Origin of the sequence: Prevotella melaninogenica (assembly GCF_018127925.1) — a bacterium.
In the GTDB taxonomy this organism is placed as follows: domain Bacteria; phylum Bacteroidota; class Bacteroidia; order Bacteroidales; family Bacteroidaceae; genus Prevotella; species Prevotella melaninogenica_C.
The window spans coordinates 1,160,001-1,176,727 of sequence record NZ_CP072348.1 but is presented as its reverse complement, the minus strand read 5'-3'; the positions used below and the strand labels follow the sequence as shown (position 1 = coordinate 1,176,727).

10 protein-coding genes, 1 rRNA gene and 1 pseudogene (1 of these 12 only partly in view) are annotated in these 16,727 nt (G+C 41.6%); 5 read left to right on the top strand and 7 right to left on the bottom strand.

What is annotated here, in order from left to right; all coding sequences use genetic code 11:
* Positions 1-392 precede the first annotated feature (392 nt).
* Entirely contained in the window at positions 393-2,690 is a 2,298-nt protein-coding gene (locus tag J4861_RS10420; RefSeq protein WP_211816772.1) for a carboxypeptidase-like regulatory domain-containing protein, read from the top strand.
* Between the two features lie 189 nt (positions 2,691-2,879).
* On the opposite strand, the gene J4861_RS10415 is transcribed toward J4861_RS10420, so the two are convergent.
* The 7 genes from J4861_RS10415 to J4861_RS10385 form a co-directional block, all read right to left on the bottom strand.
* Positions 2,880-3,344 carry an HU family DNA-binding protein gene (locus J4861_RS10415; RefSeq protein ID WP_211816771.1) on the bottom strand — a complete coding sequence of 155 codons (465 nt, stop codon included), beginning with the start codon at positions 3,342-3,344 and terminating at the stop codon, positions 2,880-2,882.
* A gap of 246 nt (positions 3,345-3,590) precedes the next feature.
* Complete coding sequence (locus J4861_RS10410) at positions 3,591-5,180, bottom strand: hypothetical protein (protein WP_211816770.1); 1,590 nt, start codon at positions 5,178-5,180, stop codon at positions 3,591-3,593.
* Between the two features lie 41 nt (positions 5,181-5,221).
* Positions 5,222-5,428: a hypothetical protein gene (locus J4861_RS10405; protein WP_249110833.1), complete on the bottom strand. Its 207-nt coding sequence runs from the start codon at positions 5,426-5,428 to the stop codon at positions 5,222-5,224.
* A 736-nt stretch (positions 5,429-6,164) separates the two neighbouring features.
* Positions 6,165-6,740 carry a chromate transporter gene (locus J4861_RS10400; RefSeq protein ID WP_211816768.1) on the bottom strand — a complete coding sequence of 192 codons (576 nt, stop codon included), beginning with the start codon at positions 6,738-6,740 and terminating at the stop codon, positions 6,165-6,167.
* A gap of 227 nt (positions 6,741-6,967) precedes the next feature.
* Positions 6,968-7,561, bottom strand: coding sequence for a chromate transporter (locus tag J4861_RS10395; protein ID WP_211816767.1), 594 nt, complete (start codon positions 7,559-7,561; stop codon positions 6,968-6,970).
* A gap of 166 nt (positions 7,562-7,727) precedes the next feature.
* The gene (gene purL, locus J4861_RS10390) at positions 7,728-11,474 is read right to left on the bottom strand and encodes a phosphoribosylformylglycinamidine synthase (protein ID WP_211816766.1); all 3,747 of its coding nucleotides are present in this window, start codon (positions 11,472-11,474) and stop codon (positions 7,728-7,730) included.
* Positions 11,475-12,301: 827 nt separating this feature from the next.
* Positions 12,302-12,649, bottom strand: coding sequence for a hypothetical protein (locus tag J4861_RS10385; RefSeq protein WP_211816765.1), 348 nt, complete (start codon positions 12,647-12,649; stop codon positions 12,302-12,304).
* Positions 12,650-12,979: 330 nt separating this feature from the next.
* On the opposite strand from J4861_RS10385, the pseudogene J4861_RS10380 reads away from it, so the two are divergent.
* The 4 genes and pseudogenes from J4861_RS10380 to J4861_RS10365 all read left to right on the top strand — a co-directional run.
* Positions 12,980-13,214: pseudogene (locus tag J4861_RS10380) on the top strand (IS4 family transposase); the annotation flags it as partial.
* Between the two features lie 338 nt (positions 13,215-13,552).
* A complete protein-coding gene (locus tag J4861_RS10375; protein ID WP_211816764.1) occupies positions 13,553-14,413 on the top strand; it encodes an OmpA family protein in 861 nt (286 codons plus the stop codon).
* Between the two features lie 244 nt (positions 14,414-14,657).
* Positions 14,658-15,020: a DUF1304 domain-containing protein gene (locus tag J4861_RS10370; RefSeq protein WP_211816763.1), complete on the top strand. Its 363-nt coding sequence runs from the start codon at positions 14,658-14,660 to the stop codon at positions 15,018-15,020.
* 570 nt (positions 15,021-15,590) lie between these two features.
* Positions 15,591-16,727, top strand: a 16S ribosomal RNA gene (locus J4861_RS10365); it runs 394 nt beyond the window's last position.

Sequence of the window (16,727 nt, the reverse complement as noted above, 5' to 3'; positions counted from 1 at the left end):
AAAGTCCCATAGCTATTCGGAATGGTTGGTGGAGTTCCCTTGAGCTTAGCGAAAAAATAAAGTAGGTATAAGATGGAAAGATCATGTTCTTATCCGAGGAGGTCTCACGGATGCTTTAATTAGTTGTTTTTATACGAAAGAAGCGGAGTAATTACGGGTTAGGGAGTATCAAGTTAACCTTTTTATATAGAAGAGCTTATCGAACAACAAGCATCCAAGAAAGTATCTACAATTATGTAAAAAACATGCGAAGAGTTTTTGTCATGCCGTTGTTTTTTTTTAACTTCGCAGAGTTTTAGTTTTTAATTGATAGTGGTTAAAGAGGAAACAACAATCACTCAGGGCAGAACCAAAGCCTCTATCCATCTAATAACCTATAAGATATAACCATAATGAAAAGATTTCTTCTGTGCATAGCAGCACTGAGTTTTTACGTTAACTTGCATGCAAAAGTTGTCATAATAGGGCAAGTTACTGACGAAACAACATCCCCTATCATTGGTGCCGTAGTCAAGTTGGTCACCCAAACAACGTTAATTACACAGACAGTAACCAACAATGAGGGTTTATTTAACCTTACAATGGAGGAGAGCGATGGGCACAAAGAACTCATCATAACCTATATGGGATATACTGATTATCGTGTATCTCTGGAGAACACACAAAGGAATACCGACCTTGGAAAGATTCAACTGACTCCTTCCACACAAGAGTTAAAAGGCGTAGAAGTGGTTGGGAAGCGTGAAATACAGAAGATTGACCGGCGTATTATCACCCCTTCAAAACTCCAGCTAAAGGCTTCTACTAACGGAGTTATGCTCATACAGAACATGCAATTAGCTGGTATTCGGGTCAATACAATTGATAATACCATCACGACGACGACTGGAGATGCAGTTCAATTACGCATTAATGGTGTCATAGCAAAGATAGAAGAAGTTAAAGCCCTACGCCCTCAAGACATTGTAAAGGTTGAATACCACGATATGCCCGGACTACGTTTTAATGGTGCAGCAGCCGTCCTCGACTTCATTGTGAAGTATAAGAATAAAGGTGGAAACATCAATGGTGACCTCACCAATGGGCTATCGATGTTAGGCTATGGAGAAAACCTTTTGTCTGCCAACTATCACAAAGGTAGATCCGAGATAAAGTCTTCTTTCTATTGGAATAGGCGTGATTTGAAGTGGAAAAGAGAGAACTACGAGGAGTACCACTACCCTCATCAGACCATAGAGAATAGAGAGATTGGTGAGCCAACAAAGGTTAAGTTCGATAATATGAGTTTCTCTCTGTGGTACAACTATTCATTTAAGAAGAGCAGTATTAGTGCTATCTTCCGTGATTACTACAATAAAGAATCTAACTCTATGGAGGATAGAATCAGTACGCTTTATCGTGGTACTGACGTTTACCACATCACCGACTTTAGGCATGGACACGATAACACACCCTCGTTAGATTTGTATTTTCAAACCGAGCTTGCCCATAACCAGCACTTGTACTTCGACCTAATTGGCACTTACATCAATAGCCATAGCCAGCGTACATACACCTTATCATCAACCACACAACCTACTCAGACGATTGCTTCCATTACTGATGGTAACAAGTACTCCATAATAGGTGAGGGCATTTATGAGCGCATGTTCAAGGATAGCAAACTGTCGTTTGGCTTGAAGCATACGCAGATGTACACTAATAACACGTATGATGGAAACATCCAAAGTCAGGTAAATATGAATACAGCGGAGACCTTCGCTTACACTGAATGGATGTCAAAACTGGGCAAGCTGACCTATACCCTCGGGTTGGGAGGGATGCGTATTTACAACCATCAGCACGATAAGAAGTTATCGAAATTCATCCTTCGTCCGAAGCTCTCTCTCGCTTATCAACCTTGTAACAATGTAACTTTAAAATATCAAGGATACGTTTCGGCTTATGCTCCTTCACTATCCGACATGAGCAATGTGTCACAGGATATTGACGTATATCAGCTTAGAAAGGGTAATCCTAACCTAAAGTCTGTAACCTTCGTATCGAATGAGTTGTCCTTAAACTGGGGCACAAAATGGTGCGATCTATCGTTATTCGGAAGGTATAGTTACGATTCCCACCCTATCATGGAAGAGACTTATATTGACAACGGAAAGTTTGTTAGGACAATAGATAACCAAAAGAACTTCCACAGACTACATACCCAAATGGACATAAAGTTGCATCCCTTTGGCGATTGGTTATCGTTACAACTTACGCCATTCTTCAATCGGTACATCAGTAACGGGCATACTTACGCACATACACTCTCGAACTGGGGACTGAATGGAAATCTACTTGTAATGTACAAACAATGGGTATTCACAGCCGAAGTACAGACCAGATACAATGAATTATGGGGTGAAACTCTTACCAAAGGAGAGGCGAATCACGCCATATCAGTAGGTTATAACAAAGACAAATGGGCGTTAAATCTCATCATGGCATCACCTTTCTCTAAGCAATACTCAAATGAAACGGATAATTTATCACGCCTCGCTCCTAACCGACAACTGGCTTTCTCAAAGAGTTTGAGACGAATACTTCTGCTTAACTTCACATTCAATTTGAATTATGGGAAAGGCAAATCAAGTATCAATAAACGTATTTCCAACTCTGATAATGATACTGGTATCATGTATGGAAGATAAAATAAATACCTCCTTTTCTCTCTGGCTGGGCAGTCCCCACTGATAGGGACTTGCAAGCATTAGCTAATATACATGCTATTCAAACGCAAAAAGAGGATGTGCCATCGGCACATCCTCTTCTACACTCTATCCACTTTCCTCCTTACTTTACTCCCCTCTCCCGCGGGAGAGGGGTTGGTGGTGAGGCTGTTACCCAGCTACTGGTCCACCACCCTCCTTTTCTTTTGGAGAAGGACCAGGGCTTTTGGGGTCCTTCGGTTTCTTCCTCGCAGGATTATCCACATCCACCTGAATATCTTTCAGCGCCTTACGGACAGGTTCTTTCCACGTAACCACAATGTGTGGATGCTTCAGGGAGTCGGCACAGACATCCTTTTCGTTAGCCTCCATCTTAGAAGAAATCACCGTGCGGAAAGAAAAGATATCGCCCAAATCAAGCGAACCACCCAGCGTAACCACCTCACGCGTAATGTTCTTCAACGTGATAAGCACATTTCTAACATCACCTTCACTCAGCGACGTCTCACGAACGATCCGATCAACAAGCCATGAAGACGAAAATCTGTTAGCAGCCTTAGGAACAGCACTATAGGCTTTTTGTCCCTTTCTAGGACCAACTCGGAGAATGCTCTCTTTTACTTTAAAACTAATCATAATTCTAAGATTTTAGGTTTTTAAATATGGGGCGCAACCTATGGGCTACGCCCCGTTATCAATCACAATATTCTATCTATTTTCCTCCTATCATTCTGTTACTTTTATACTTTAACTTAAACTCCTTTCCTACTTTAACTTAAAGTATCATCCTACTTTAAGTTAAAGTCCTTTTGTACTTTAACTTAAAGATTTTGAATTTTCAATTTAACAGATATAATCTTGTATTTGTCAATAATACTGGTTCTATTCAAATACCTGCACTCTATAGCCAAGACTTCTTAAATACCCACCCTTCGTCGACATACTAACATCGCCGAATATTAGGCAATAGGCACTGTCTTTGTCTCGTGGATCTCCTGTTGATGACCAATAACCTCCACCACTTCCAAGGAAAGTTGTCGAGCCATTGTGATAGTATCCCAGAGATGGAAGAAAGAAGTAGTCTCCAATTTCTGATGCAGATGGTAGTCCTGGGGTTAAACTAGTATTCTCATAATTCTTAAAATTTATACGTAAATCAGTTATCCCATCGGCACTGTATTCTGTATTATAATGACCTCCTGCCTTTAATACAGACTTCTTCTTTATCCACATACCACTTTTATATAAATGCCCCATAGTTGTCCATACTCCATCTCCATCCCAACGTGGGTCACCGTACATACAGTACCAAGACATCTCATTTATATTAGGTAGGCTTTTAAAAAGAGTCGTCGTTGCAGGATTACTTACGCCATAACCAGGAAAACTATTATTATAATAACGTCCTAAAGTATCACCTTTTTTGGGGAAATTAGGATTGTTATCATCTTCAAGCGTTGGTTGCCAAGGTGTAGCCGTATCCCATTCATGTCCCGACCAAAAATTGTTTTGTGCGTCCCACATATAATAATGATAAGCATCGTAATCTTTTGCATTAAGATTAGCTGTCATATCATAGTAAGTGTTCTTTGCATAGTTGAAAGAAGACAGAGTTTTGGTAATTGTCCCTTCTACGTTAGTTACATAATCTTTTACCCAATAACGGACCTTAAGGGTATGTACACCTGGCTTGATGAGCATGTAGGCACCATTAGTGGTTACGCTAGGGGCATTATTTGTCAATGGAAAGCCGTTCTCATTGGCACTGCCTATCACTGGGTCTTTCGTCTCAATCGTAATCTGTTTAGCACCTACTGAACTATTCAAGTTTCCGGTACTAGGATCGATAGTGTAGGTTTCTGCAATATCGTCATCAGCATTTACTTCGATTTTAGTCAAGTAGCAGTTCTTCAATACTGCGTTGCTTGTGTAAGGCTGGAAGACAAGGTAAGTTGCTTGATGCTCTAACTCGAAGCTAAAAATGCTACCTCCTAAAGTACCTGTTGCAGTAGCTGTACCATAGTCACCTGAATCGCCAAGATGTTTGGTTGAGTTCGGCGTTGTTTGAGTCTGTGCTGTTGGAATAGTTACCTGATTATTACTTCCATCTTTACCTAGATAATAAACTTTATAAGTTGGACTATTCTTAAATTTTCCAGGCACTCTAAATCGAAATGAGGAGGAATGTGCGTGGGCTGCATCTACGGAGTTACTAACTTGTATCGTGCCGTCGTCATCTTTTACGTATATCTTGTCGCCCTCTTCCCAATAGAAATTACCGGTTGCGTAATCGATTGAGGTACGAGTTTGCGTTGGTACGTCTGCAACGAAAGTCGCAAAACCTTTATCGTTCTCTCCATCCTTACTATTCTGCACGAGGTCTTCGCTGACACATGAGATAGCTACCAGTGACATACTGAAAAGTGCTGCAAGAGAGAATAGGTGGCTTTTAAAGTATTGTCTTGTTTTCATTATTACTTTGTTTGTTTGTGATTTTTGTTTATAACTTTCTGTTAGTCTTCCCAAGCGGAGTTATCTGATGTTTCTTCATCGCTGTCTAGCCATGCTTGGGCTTCTTTTGCACTGGACGGTCCAGTACCATGATTTGCTTTCTTGTGCTGACCAGGCATAGATGTGTCCATCAAATAACTAGTTTCGCTTACTTGAATTATCATGCACGTTGGTGCAGAGTAACTCTTCTGTGCTTGCCTTTTTCTCATTACTTCATTGATTAAAATAGTTGTCATTTCGTTCTTATTTTGCTCTAAACAGAGTTCACAAAAGGGCATAAAAAAGCGAACAAAGGAAACTCTTGAAAGTCCTTTGTTTACAGGGGTTACGGCACGCTTCGCGCGCGCGTATGCGAGAAGAAAAAATGTGTTATTAGACGCTAGGTGCGAATGTGTGTGTGTGTGTGTGTGTGTGTGTGTGTTAGCAAATTATTTGGATTGACCAAAGATAAAGTGCAAAAAGATGCAAAGAATCGAATAATTCTTTGCAGTACTTCGTTCACTTGATATGTCATTGCTAACTGTTTCACGGCGGCAAAGGTAAGAAGATAAAATGGAATAGGCAAGGAAAATAAAGAAAAAATAACACTATCCCTCCCTTTGGTTAGTAAGTTCCCGTTGAGCTGGTGGTATCTCTCTAACTACTGAGGGTGTGTCAAAATGTAAATTCCATTTTGATAATCTTACAGTTTGAAACAATTCTTTAAAAAGACCATTTCTGTACTCTATTTTGAGTAAAGAAATGGTCTTTTCTTTGCTTTAAGAAAAAAACACTTATAGTTTGAAAGTTGTCAAGTTATTAATTTGCATTTTGACACACCCTCGTTAGGGCTCCGCACGATTGGTGCTCAGTAACAACACAATGTGTGTTGGGCAACAACACAATGGCGAAAGATGGGTAAACACTCCCCTTTCTGTGGGAGAAGACCAGTGAATGAGGTCTTTCTTAATAAAGCAGTATCAGTCCTGCAAAGGCAGCATAACATATCATGCGGATAGGGTTTATCTTCAACCACATCGTACCAATAAAGGTTGCAGCAAAGAGGAACAAGCTAATCCAAAACTGCCAAGGGTTAATACTTGGTGCAGAAAAGTTCTCAGTATTACATAATAATAAGGTGGCAGCTGCTAATAGACCCACTACTACTGGGCGTAGACCTGCAAAGACTGACTGCACAACAGGTGTGTTCATATACTTGAGGAACATTTTACTGATAAGAATCATTATTATCAACGAGGGGAGTACAAGGGCTATGGTCGCGGTGAGACTACCCAATACTGCCATTCCTGCGCCAAAGCCTGCATTATGTACAGCTGTATAACCGCAATAGGTAGCAGAGTTGATACCAATAGGTCCGGGCGTCATCTGTGATACAGCAACAATGTTGGTAAACTCTGCAGAGCTAAGCCAATGATGGTTCACAACCGTTTCTGTTTGTATCAGTGATAACATTCCATATCCTCCACCGAATCCAAAGAGTCCGATGATAAAGAATGTGTAGAAAAGTTCTAAGAATATCATATTGTTATTTCTGTTATTAGTCTGTTTTTAGTGTGCTGTTCTTTTCAAAATTATCCCATTAGGCTATTTAATTCTTCGCAAGTTCCGTTCGATATTTCTTTTGCAAAGTATAATCCCATTAGGCTCTCCCCTCCTTCGGATGCTCCGTTTGATATTCCATTCGATATTTCTTTTGCGAAGTATATCCCGTTAGGCTCTCCCCTCCTTTGGAGGGGTTGGGGGAGGTTTTACTCCGTTGGTTTAATAAACTTCCCATAAAGGAATCCACCTAATCCTGCAGCAAGAATGGCGTAAACAGGATTGACACCTAACAGCCAAATGGCAATGGCGGTGACAATAGGAATCCAACAGTTTGCCAATGATATTTTAGCACTTTTAGCCAATGTGAAGGTTGGTACAGCTATCAAGGCAACCACTGCAGGGCGTATTCCGCGGAACATTGCTGCTACCCATGGGATGTCCATAAACTGATGGAAGAAGAGAGCTATACAAAGAATGATGAGGAATGAGGGGAGGATAGCACCTAAACAAGTGACGAGTGCACCCGGTGTCTTTCGCATCTTATATCCTACAAAGACACTGATGTTTGCAGCAAGGACACCAGGACAGCTTTGTGCAACAGCTATCAGGTCAACAAACTGGTCTTCTGGAATCCACTTTCTCTTCACTACGACTTCATTTTGGATAATTGAAATCATAGCATAGCCACCGCCAAGTGTGAAGGCTCCAATCTTAAAGAAGGTTTTGAAAGCTTCCCAGTAGAAGCCTTTGGGTGATGGGTGTTGAGTGTTTGGTGTTGATGAAATGTTATCTTTGTCCACTGTGTCTTGTTATTTATAGTGAAATCAATGTTTGAGAGCTACGGACGCCCCCATCTGTTCACATATACCTATTAGGTAATATTACTCAGATGAGGGCGTTTCTCAGTGTAGTCTATATATAAAGGTGTGCTAATCTATTACACCTTCAATAGGGGAGAGGTAAACTTTACAATTTGCTTTCAACCCACTTGCGAGCATTTACAAATGCCTCAATCCATGGTGTAACCTCTTCCTGACGACGCTCACGTGGATAGTAAGCCTGCTGCCATGGGAAGATAGCACGCTCTAAGTGTGGCATCATTGCAAGGTGACGACCGTCTGCAGAGCAGATACCTGCTACATTGTAGTCAGAGCCGTTAGGGTTACCAGGATATTCAGCGTAGTTGTATTTAGCGATGATATTATACTTATCTTCAGCCTCTGGCAGATAGAAACGACCTTCGCCGTGTGCTACCCAGATACCGAGTTTGTTACCGCTCAAAGAACCGAACATTACACTATCGTTCTGTGGAATGGTCAAGTTCAAGAATGAACTCTCAAACTTCTTGCTGGTATTGTGGCAGAGGTGAGCACGATGCTTGTGCTCTGGGTTGATAAGGTTCAACTCAACCATCAACTGACAACCGTTACAGATACCCAATGATAGTGTATCTTCGCGTGTATAGAAGCGGTCGAGTGCCTGCTTAGCCTTTGGATTATAGAGGAAAGCACCAGCCCATCCCTTTGCAGAACCGAGTACGTCAGAGTTAGAGAAACCACCGCAGAAGACAATCATGTTTACCTCTTCCAAGCTCTCACGACCTGTGATAAGGTCGGTCATCATAACGTCCTTCACCTCGAAGCCTGCCAAATAGAGTGCGTAAGCCATCTCACGCTCACCATTGGTACCCTTCTCACGGATAATAGCTGCCTTTGGTGTTGGATGCTGAGTGTTAGGTGTTGAAGTCTTCCAACGGTCTGCATCGAGACCGTACTGCTGGAGAGTACCAGTGAAGTCAGAATTAAACTTCATCTCGATTGGCTGCTTCTTATAGTTCTGAACACGCTTCTTTGCCATGCCGTTCATACTCTGCTTGCGGTCGAGAAGGTAAGATGTCTTATACCATGTTTCGCGCATTGCATCAATATCGAACGCTACCTTCCAATCACCATCAGCGATACTGAGCGTGCGTTTATCTGGACTTGGTGTACCGATACGGGCAAAGCCGATGCAGTTCTCTGTCAAGAACTCTTTGACTTCTTCCTTATGTTCATCAGCAACCTGAATAACTACACCCGGATTCTCTGCAAAAAGCTTCTTGATAACATCGTCGCCCTTGATGTCGTGGAGGTTGATGTTAAGACCACCTTTAGCGTTGGCAAAGGTCATCTCAAGCAATGTTGTAATCAAACCACCTGCTGAAATGTCGTGTCCAGCGAGTATCCATCCACGGCGAATCATCTCCTGTACAGCATCGAAACAGTCGCAGAAATACTGTGGTTCTTTCACGGTTGGAACGTCACTGCCAATCTTCCCGAGGCTCTGTGCAAAGGCTGAACCACCTAAACGCTGCTCGTCAAAACTGAAGTCGATATGATAGAGGCGTGTGTTCTTATCATTCACAAGTACTGGAGAAACCACCTGACGAACATCGCTCACTTCACCCCCACTGGTAACAATGACGGTTCCCGGAGAGATAATCTTATCTCCATTAGGATATTGCTGGGTCAGAGAAAGTGAATCCTTACCAGTTGGAACGTTCACACCGATAGCGCAGCAGAAGTCTGATAGTGCCTTAACCGCACTATAAAGACGTGCGTCTTCACCCTTCTGTGAGCGACAAGGCCACATCCAGTTGGCTGAAAGACTTAAGCTATCCATGCCGTCTGCCAATGGTGCCCACACGATGTTGGTTAATGACTCGGCTACTGAAAGAACAGAGCCTGCCTCTGGTGATGCGAGTCCTGCTTGTGGAGCGTGACCGAGTGCGGTTGCGATACCTTTATGACCACGATAGTCTAAGGCTACAACACCACAGTCAGAGAGTGGCAACTGAATCTCACCCTGACATTGCTGACGGGCAACCTTACCTGTAACAGAGCGGTCAACCTTATTGGTCAACCAGTCTTTACATGCCACAGCTTCTAACTGAAGCACACGCTGGAGGTATTCCTCCACCTTATTTATACTATAAGAAACATTCTCATATTTGCGCTCAACGGTCTCATCTTTCATGATTGTCTTTGGAGAATGACCGAACATTTGTGCTACGTCTAAGTCGAATGGTTTCACGCCATCGCCTTGTACAAATGAAAAGTGGGCATCACCAGTGGTCTCACCAACAACATACATTGGTGCACGCTCACGCTCGGCAATCTTTTTCACGTGGTCGAGGTGCTTTTCGTCGATGAGCAAGCCCATGCGCTCTTGTGACTCGTTGGCAATGATTTCCTTGGCACTCAGTGTCTTATCACCGATTGGTAACTGTGTCATATCAATCTTACCACCACATTCTTCAACAAGCTCACTCAAACAATTTAGGTGTCCAGCAGAACCGTGGTCGTGAATGGAAACAACTGGGTTGTTGTCCTCTTCTACCAATGCACGTACGAGATTATAGGCACGTTTCTGCATCTCTGGGTTAGCACGCTGTATGGCATTCAACTCAATACCATTTGAATAACGACCCGTATCAACTGATGAGACAGAACCACCACCAAGTCCGATGCGGTAGTTATCGCCACCAACAACAACTACCTTGTTGCCAGCTTGTGGCTCACCCTTCAGACAGTCACGCTTAGCACCATAACCTACACCACCAGCAAGCATAATCACCTTGTCGTAAGCATACTTCTCACCATTCTCTTGATGCTCAAATGTGAGCAGTGAGCCAGTAATCAGCGGTTGACCAAACTTATTACCGAAATCACTTGCACCGTTAGATGCCTTGATAAGAATCTGCTCTGGAGTCTGATAGAGCCACTGACGGACAGGAAGGATGTCTTCCCAATCGCGAAGGGCTGGAGTTGTACCGTCGTCTTCTGTCAGACGAGGGTAAGCGGTCATATATACTGCTGTTCCTGCAATTGGCCATGAACCAACGCCACCGCCCATACGGTCACGTATCTCACCACCCGTACCTGTTGCTGCTCCATTGAATGGCTCAACGGTAGTAGGGAAGTTGTGGGTCTCGGCTTTCAGAGAGATAACACTCTCAATAGGCTTTACTCGGAAATAGTCGGATGTGCTTTGGTTTGCTGGTGCAAACTGCTCTATCTCTGGACCTTGTGCGAAAGCTACGTTATCTTTATAAGCTGAAAGAATCTTACCTGGATTCTCTTTTGTAGTCTTCTTGATGAGGCTGAAAAGACTGCTCTCCATCACCTTACCATCAATGACGAACTCTCCACCGAAAATCTTATGGCGGCAATGCTCAGAGTTAATCTGTGCGAAACCGAAGATTTCAGAGTCGGTGAGTGGTCGGCCATTCTGTTTCTCTATCTTATGTAGATATTCCATCTCCTCTGGTGAGAGTGCTAAGCCTTCCTCTTCATTGAACTTCTCCAAGTCCTCCACACGTTTGATAGGCTCAGGCTCGTGGTTGACGGTGAAGATGGTCTGGTCCAGACCGTCATACATACGTTGCAACATCGGGTCGTGTTCAGCCTCTTTACTGCTTACAGGGAAGTACTCCTCTATACGCAAAATGCCGTCAAGACTCATGTTTTGAGTAATCTCGACGGCATTCGTACTCCAAGGAGTAATCATCTCACGGCGTGGTCCCACGTAGTAACCCTGCAGCGTTTCTTCGTTCTGCAAGTAGGTGGCATCGCCATAGAGCCAACAAAGTTCGTTGATTTCCGCGTCGGATAATGCATGATTGACTTCCGTGGCAATCACGCTTTTGGACTGAGTTCTGAAGAAAAGAATCATAGTCTTTATATAAAATTTGGTGTTACTTCTGTTTGCAAAGATACGATATTCTTTGGATATACTGCCTTTTTGTCCAGTGTTTTTTAGTCTTCTTAGGTATTATAAATAATCAGACTCGGTTTTGTCAGTCTTATCCTACGGAAGTTGTATTTGTTGTCTTGAATTTCTTTTCATGAAAATAATTGGTTCTTCCGTTAAATGTATAAATTGAAAATAGTATAAGACTTATACACCTGCTTAGTATGACTATCCCAAATTAGATGGTTATTCACTGGGGATAAGCTACAAGATAAAATGCAAATTGATACTATATCTATCCGCCGCCTACAAGCAGTTTATGCTCTTATTGACCGATGTTTGTAAACTATTTTTAATCAGATCAAAATCAATATATGCTCTTTTATGCTCTAAAAGACGGCTAATTGACTTGCGAAAGATGCTCTTTTGAAGGCTAACTAACGCCCTTTTGAAGTCCAATTAAGCACCTTTCACTTTTCTACTTTATAACCAATTGATTTCCTTATGGTTACAAACCTGCTCCGTGTATACGTTTTTGCCGTTATTTATAGATGTTTTATTCGGAATTGTGTAATGATTTTTCAAATTCTTGTCTACAGATTTTCGAAGTCTTAAAATGAAAAGGTTTTCAGTTTCAGAGGATGATAAAAGAATAGAAAGTTGACGGTCTTAGCTATATTTCTGTTTAATAAGTAACTTCGGTTCTTCCACTAAAGCAATATGAAAAGCATCCACGCATTTAACGGAAGAACCTAACAAAAGCCGCTGTTGAGATAAAATATAATTTCTTCATATTTTCAGATTCTGCTTTAGTTTTCATTCCACCACATAATAAAGATTATACCAGCGCAAACTGCGCCAATGAAAAATATAGAAGAAATGGCATGCCAAACTGCATTATTCTTATGACTTTCAAATTTCTGGAAATAGTCTATATATTCCTCATTTTTTTCGGTCAAGAAGTAGGTAAACAGTAAGGAGAGAACACAAGTGATTATAAGAGATATATGGAAATGGGAATTCTGAATAGGAAGTATTCTAAATTTCTTGAAAACTGATAGAATAAGCATTTCATAAGGAACAAACATAAAAGCTAATGTTCCTTCTGCACGCGTAATACCTATTCCTATATTTATATCATAAAAAACGACTTCCATTGTTTTATACACATTTTTTATATAGTGCTCTAACGTTGGATTATTTTTCTGAATATAGCCAAATGGATTCCAAAAATATAGCCGTTTGCACACACGGTTGATAAAAGGTCCAAGTATTCGTATCGGAATACGATAACTCCATCTTTCTACACAATATAGAGAATATAATAGTCTTATTACAAATAGTTTCATCTCTAATAAACGTAATCTTATAAACTAAAGTTTTCCACCCCAATAAATATAGATAGAAACATAACAATTTGTCGAATTTTCTTTGTAAATTAGTAATCGCCAAACAACTGATTTTAAAGACAAAACAGCAAAACTGTTATGGAAGCAAAAATAGAGAAAATAAGTGAGTTATCCAAACTTTTGAGTGTTAAAACTCGAAAGAGTGATGATTTATTTCTTTCTTCTTTTTGGCAAGTTTGGTATCGGTCACCTGTTATCTCGCCTGTCATTGGAAAAACAGGATGGGGTCTGCGCTTCGGAGTTGATCCTTTCTCTTTGCCTCTTCCGCATTGTGGGCGAGAGCATCCACCGTATATACAAACATTTTTCCTATGTTCCTATGTTCTTTCTTGCTCGAAGAACCTGTCTCTCGGTTATTGTATCTTCCAATTGTTTATTCTGTATATTTTCATCAAAAAGTTCCATTAATTGTAAGTTTCAGGTTAAAAATGTCTAAACTCGTTATACTACTATTTGTTTTACACGTCTTTATAATATCTTTGCAATAGATATACCGCATTCTGTGAAATGAGGTTAGTTTTGTGTACCTGTTTGCGTCGTTTTTATATAATAATGTGAGCGGGTTTCAAAACAGTAGAACTGACTTCTTTTTACGTTATGTTAGGAAGAATCTATTACAAGTAGAATAATAACCAAAATAAAATAGTAAATATGAAAAAGAGTCTTTTTATCGTAGCTTTAGCGTTGGGTACACTTGCATTTAGCAGTTGTGCCAGCAAGAAGGATTTGGAGAATTGTCGTACAGAGAATAATCAGTTGACGGCAGATTATCAGAATGCTAAGGAAACGATTGCTGCTAATAACGCACGTATCAAGAGCTTGGAGGATCAGTTGGCTCAGGCAAGAGAGAGTGCTGCTGCATTGCAGGGTAGTCTTGATAATAGTTTGAGAAATGCCAACTCAAACAATATCAATATCTCTAAACTTGTTGACCAGATTAACGAGAGTAATCAGTATATTCGTCACTTGGTTGAGGTGAAGTCTAAGAGTGACTCATTGAACATGGTGTTGACAAACAATCTTACTCGTTCTTTGAGCCGTGAGGAATTGAAGGAGGTTGACGTACAGGTTCTGAAGGGTGTTGTTTATATCTCTTTGGCTGATAACATGCTTTATAAGAGTGGTTCTTATGAGGTGAATGATCGCGCTGAGCAGACATTGAGCAAGATTGCTAAGATTATCACTGATTACAAGGATTATGATGTGTTGATTGAGGGTAACACTGATAACGTGCCTATCAATACATCTGCAGACAAGATGAAGAATATCCGTAATAACTGGGATCTCTCTTGTCTCCGTGCAGCATCTGTTGCGCAGTATCTGCAGGATCGCTTTGGTGTAAATCCTAAGCGTTTGACAGCTGGTGGTCGTGGTGAGTATAATCCACTTGCTACTAACGATACTGAGTTGGGTAAGCAGCGTAACCGTCGTACACAGATTATCATTACTCCAAAGCTTGATCAGTTCATGGATCTCATTGGTGAGGCTCCAGAGGCTAAGGCTACAAAGTAATCTGATTATGAATAATGACGTTCTGTCCTTGATTCTCCAGCGATGTCCACGGAGGTATAGTTGGATTTTGGCTGTGTTTTCCGTATATATGATTTATTTCTGTGGAAAGGGTCTCGGAGAAGCATTGTGGTATTTGCTGCATTGATAGAATAGAAAACGTTGATAAATATAAATCTGTATCTTGTCTATACTGTATTGACAAGGTGCAGATTTTGTCCTTTATTATAGTATATATGTTTTGTGTATGGATATTACTTTTATGATTTTAGCTACATTGGTAGCTGTCGAGCACATATATATAATGTGTCTTGAAACGATATTTACTAAATCGAGAACAACTGCGCGTACTTTTAATATGGATGTGGAGGAATTAAGTCGCCCATCTGTATCTACGTTATTTAAAAATCAAGGTGTCTATAACCTTTTATTGGCAGTGCTGATTTTAATAGCTGTTTGGGTAACGAATGATTTGTTTTGGGCGCGTTGTCTTTTGACGTATGTAGCATTGGTGGCTATTTATGGCGGTTTTACAAGTAGTCCAGCTATTATTTTAAAGCAGGGCGCGCCTGCTTTGGTGGCATTAATATATAGTTTTGTTCTATTATAGGTGTTTGTTTTTTTTTGCTAAAATTGAAATTTCCTTTGTTTTCGATTTTGCGTTTAAAGGGCTATTTCTTGTTTTGTGGCTTTTTAAGCGCTATTTTTGTTTTTATGGCTTCCTGGGGTGCGGTAGATGTGTTTTGGGTGTTGTTTTGGTTGATTTGTGTCAAGGCTTTGGGTGATTTTTAAGTTTTTTGAAAAATATTCTTCAAAACATTTGGTGGGAACGGAATTTCTGTATACCTTTGCACTCGCTTTACAAAACAAGCCGCCTGGCAAGTTACTTAAAGCATTTAAGAAAGAGTTCTTTGAAAAGATTTACATAAACAGAGAAGTAGTACAAGAAGCGTCTGTTTGGTTTTATATCAAATGGATGGGTAAAAGAAACGAACCGATCAATTCGTTGTCCTTACTTTTGAGGCACCGCCTCAAAACTAAAGGAACAAAAGAAAAGGTGCTTTTTACTTGATACTTTTAGGATAAGCGTTCTGAAACAGAGATTACTCGGTGGAGTGCTTGGGTTAACGTGGTATTCATTATCACTTATCACCTATCACTTATCACCAACACATATTTTACAATGGAGAGTTTGATCCTGGCTCAGGATGAACGCTAGCTACAGGCTTAACACATGCAAGTCGAGGGGAAACGGCATTGAGTGCTTGCACTCTTTGGACGTCGACCGGCGCACGGGTGAGTAACGCGTATCCAACCTTCCCATTACTGTGGGATAACCTGCCGAAAGGCAGACTAATACCGCATAGTCTTCGATGACGGCATCAGATTTGAAGTAAAGATTTATCGGTAATGGATGGGGATGCGTCTGATTAGCTTGTTGGCGGGGTAACGGCCCACCAAGGCGACGATCAGTAGGGGTTCTGAGAGGAAGGTCCCCCACATTGGAACTGAGACACGGTCCAAACTCCTACGGGAGGCAGCAGTGAGGAATATTGGTCAATGGACGGAAGTCTGAACCAGCCAAGTAGCGTGCAGGATGACGGCCCTATGGGTTGTAAACTGCTTTTGTATGGGGATAAAGTTAGGGACGTGTCCCTATTTGCAGGTACCATACGAATAAGGACCGGCTAATTCCGTGCCAGCAGCCGCGGTAATACGGAAGGTCCAGGCGTTATCCGGATTTATTGGGTTTAAAGGGAGCGTAGGCTGGATATTAAGTGTGTTGTGAAATGTAGACGCTCAACGTCTGACTTGCAGCGCATACTGGTTTCCTTGAGTACGCACAACGTTGGCGGAATTCGTCGTGTAGCGGTGAAATGCTTAGATATGACGAAGAACTCCGATTGCGAAGGCAGCTGACGGGAGCGCAACTGACGCTTAAGCTCGAAGGTGCGGGTATCAAACAGGATTAGATACCCTGGTAGTCCGCACAGTAAACGATGGATGCCCGCTGTTGGTACCTGGTATCAGCGGCTAAGCGAAAGCATTAAGCATCCCACCTGGGGAGTACGCCGGCAACGGTGAAACTCAAAGGAATTGACGGGGGCCCGCACAAGCGGAGGAACATGTGGTTTAATTCGATGATACGCGAGGAACCTTACCCGGGCTTGAATTGCAGAGGAAGGATTTAGAGATAATGACGCCCTTCGGGGTCTCTGTGAAGGTGCTGCATGGTTGTCGTCAGCTCGTGCCGTGAGGTGTCGGCTTAAGTGCCATAACGAGCGCAACCCCTCTCTTCAGTTGCCATCAGGTAATG

Coding starts and splice junctions, on each gene's coding strand:
- J4861_RS10370 (WP_211816763.1), top strand. CDS start 14,658: ATGGATATTACTTTTATGATTTTAGCTACATTGGTAGCTGTCGAGCAC.
- purL (WP_211816766.1), bottom strand. CDS start 11,474: ATGATTCTTTTCTTCAGAACTCAGTCCAAAAGCGTGATTGCCACGGAA.
- J4861_RS10375 (WP_211816764.1), top strand. CDS start 13,553: ATGAAAAAGAGTCTTTTTATCGTAGCTTTAGCGTTGGGTACACTTGCA.
- J4861_RS10400 (WP_211816768.1), bottom strand. CDS start 6,740: ATGATATTCTTAGAACTTTTCTACACATTCTTTATCATCGGACTCTTT.
- J4861_RS10385 (WP_211816765.1), bottom strand. CDS start 12,649: ATGGAAGTCGTTTTTTATGATATAAATATAGGAATAGGTATTACGCGT.
- J4861_RS10410 (WP_211816770.1), bottom strand. CDS start 5,180: ATGAAAACAAGACAATACTTTAAAAGCCACCTATTCTCTCTTGCAGCA.
- J4861_RS10420 (WP_211816772.1), top strand. CDS start 393: ATGAAAAGATTTCTTCTGTGCATAGCAGCACTGAGTTTTTACGTTAAC.
- J4861_RS10415 (WP_211816771.1), bottom strand. CDS start 3,344: ATGATTAGTTTTAAAGTAAAAGAGAGCATTCTCCGAGTTGGTCCTAGA.
- J4861_RS10405 (WP_249110833.1), bottom strand. CDS start 5,428: ATGAGAAAAAGGCAAGCACAGAAGAGTTACTCTGCACCAACGTGCATG.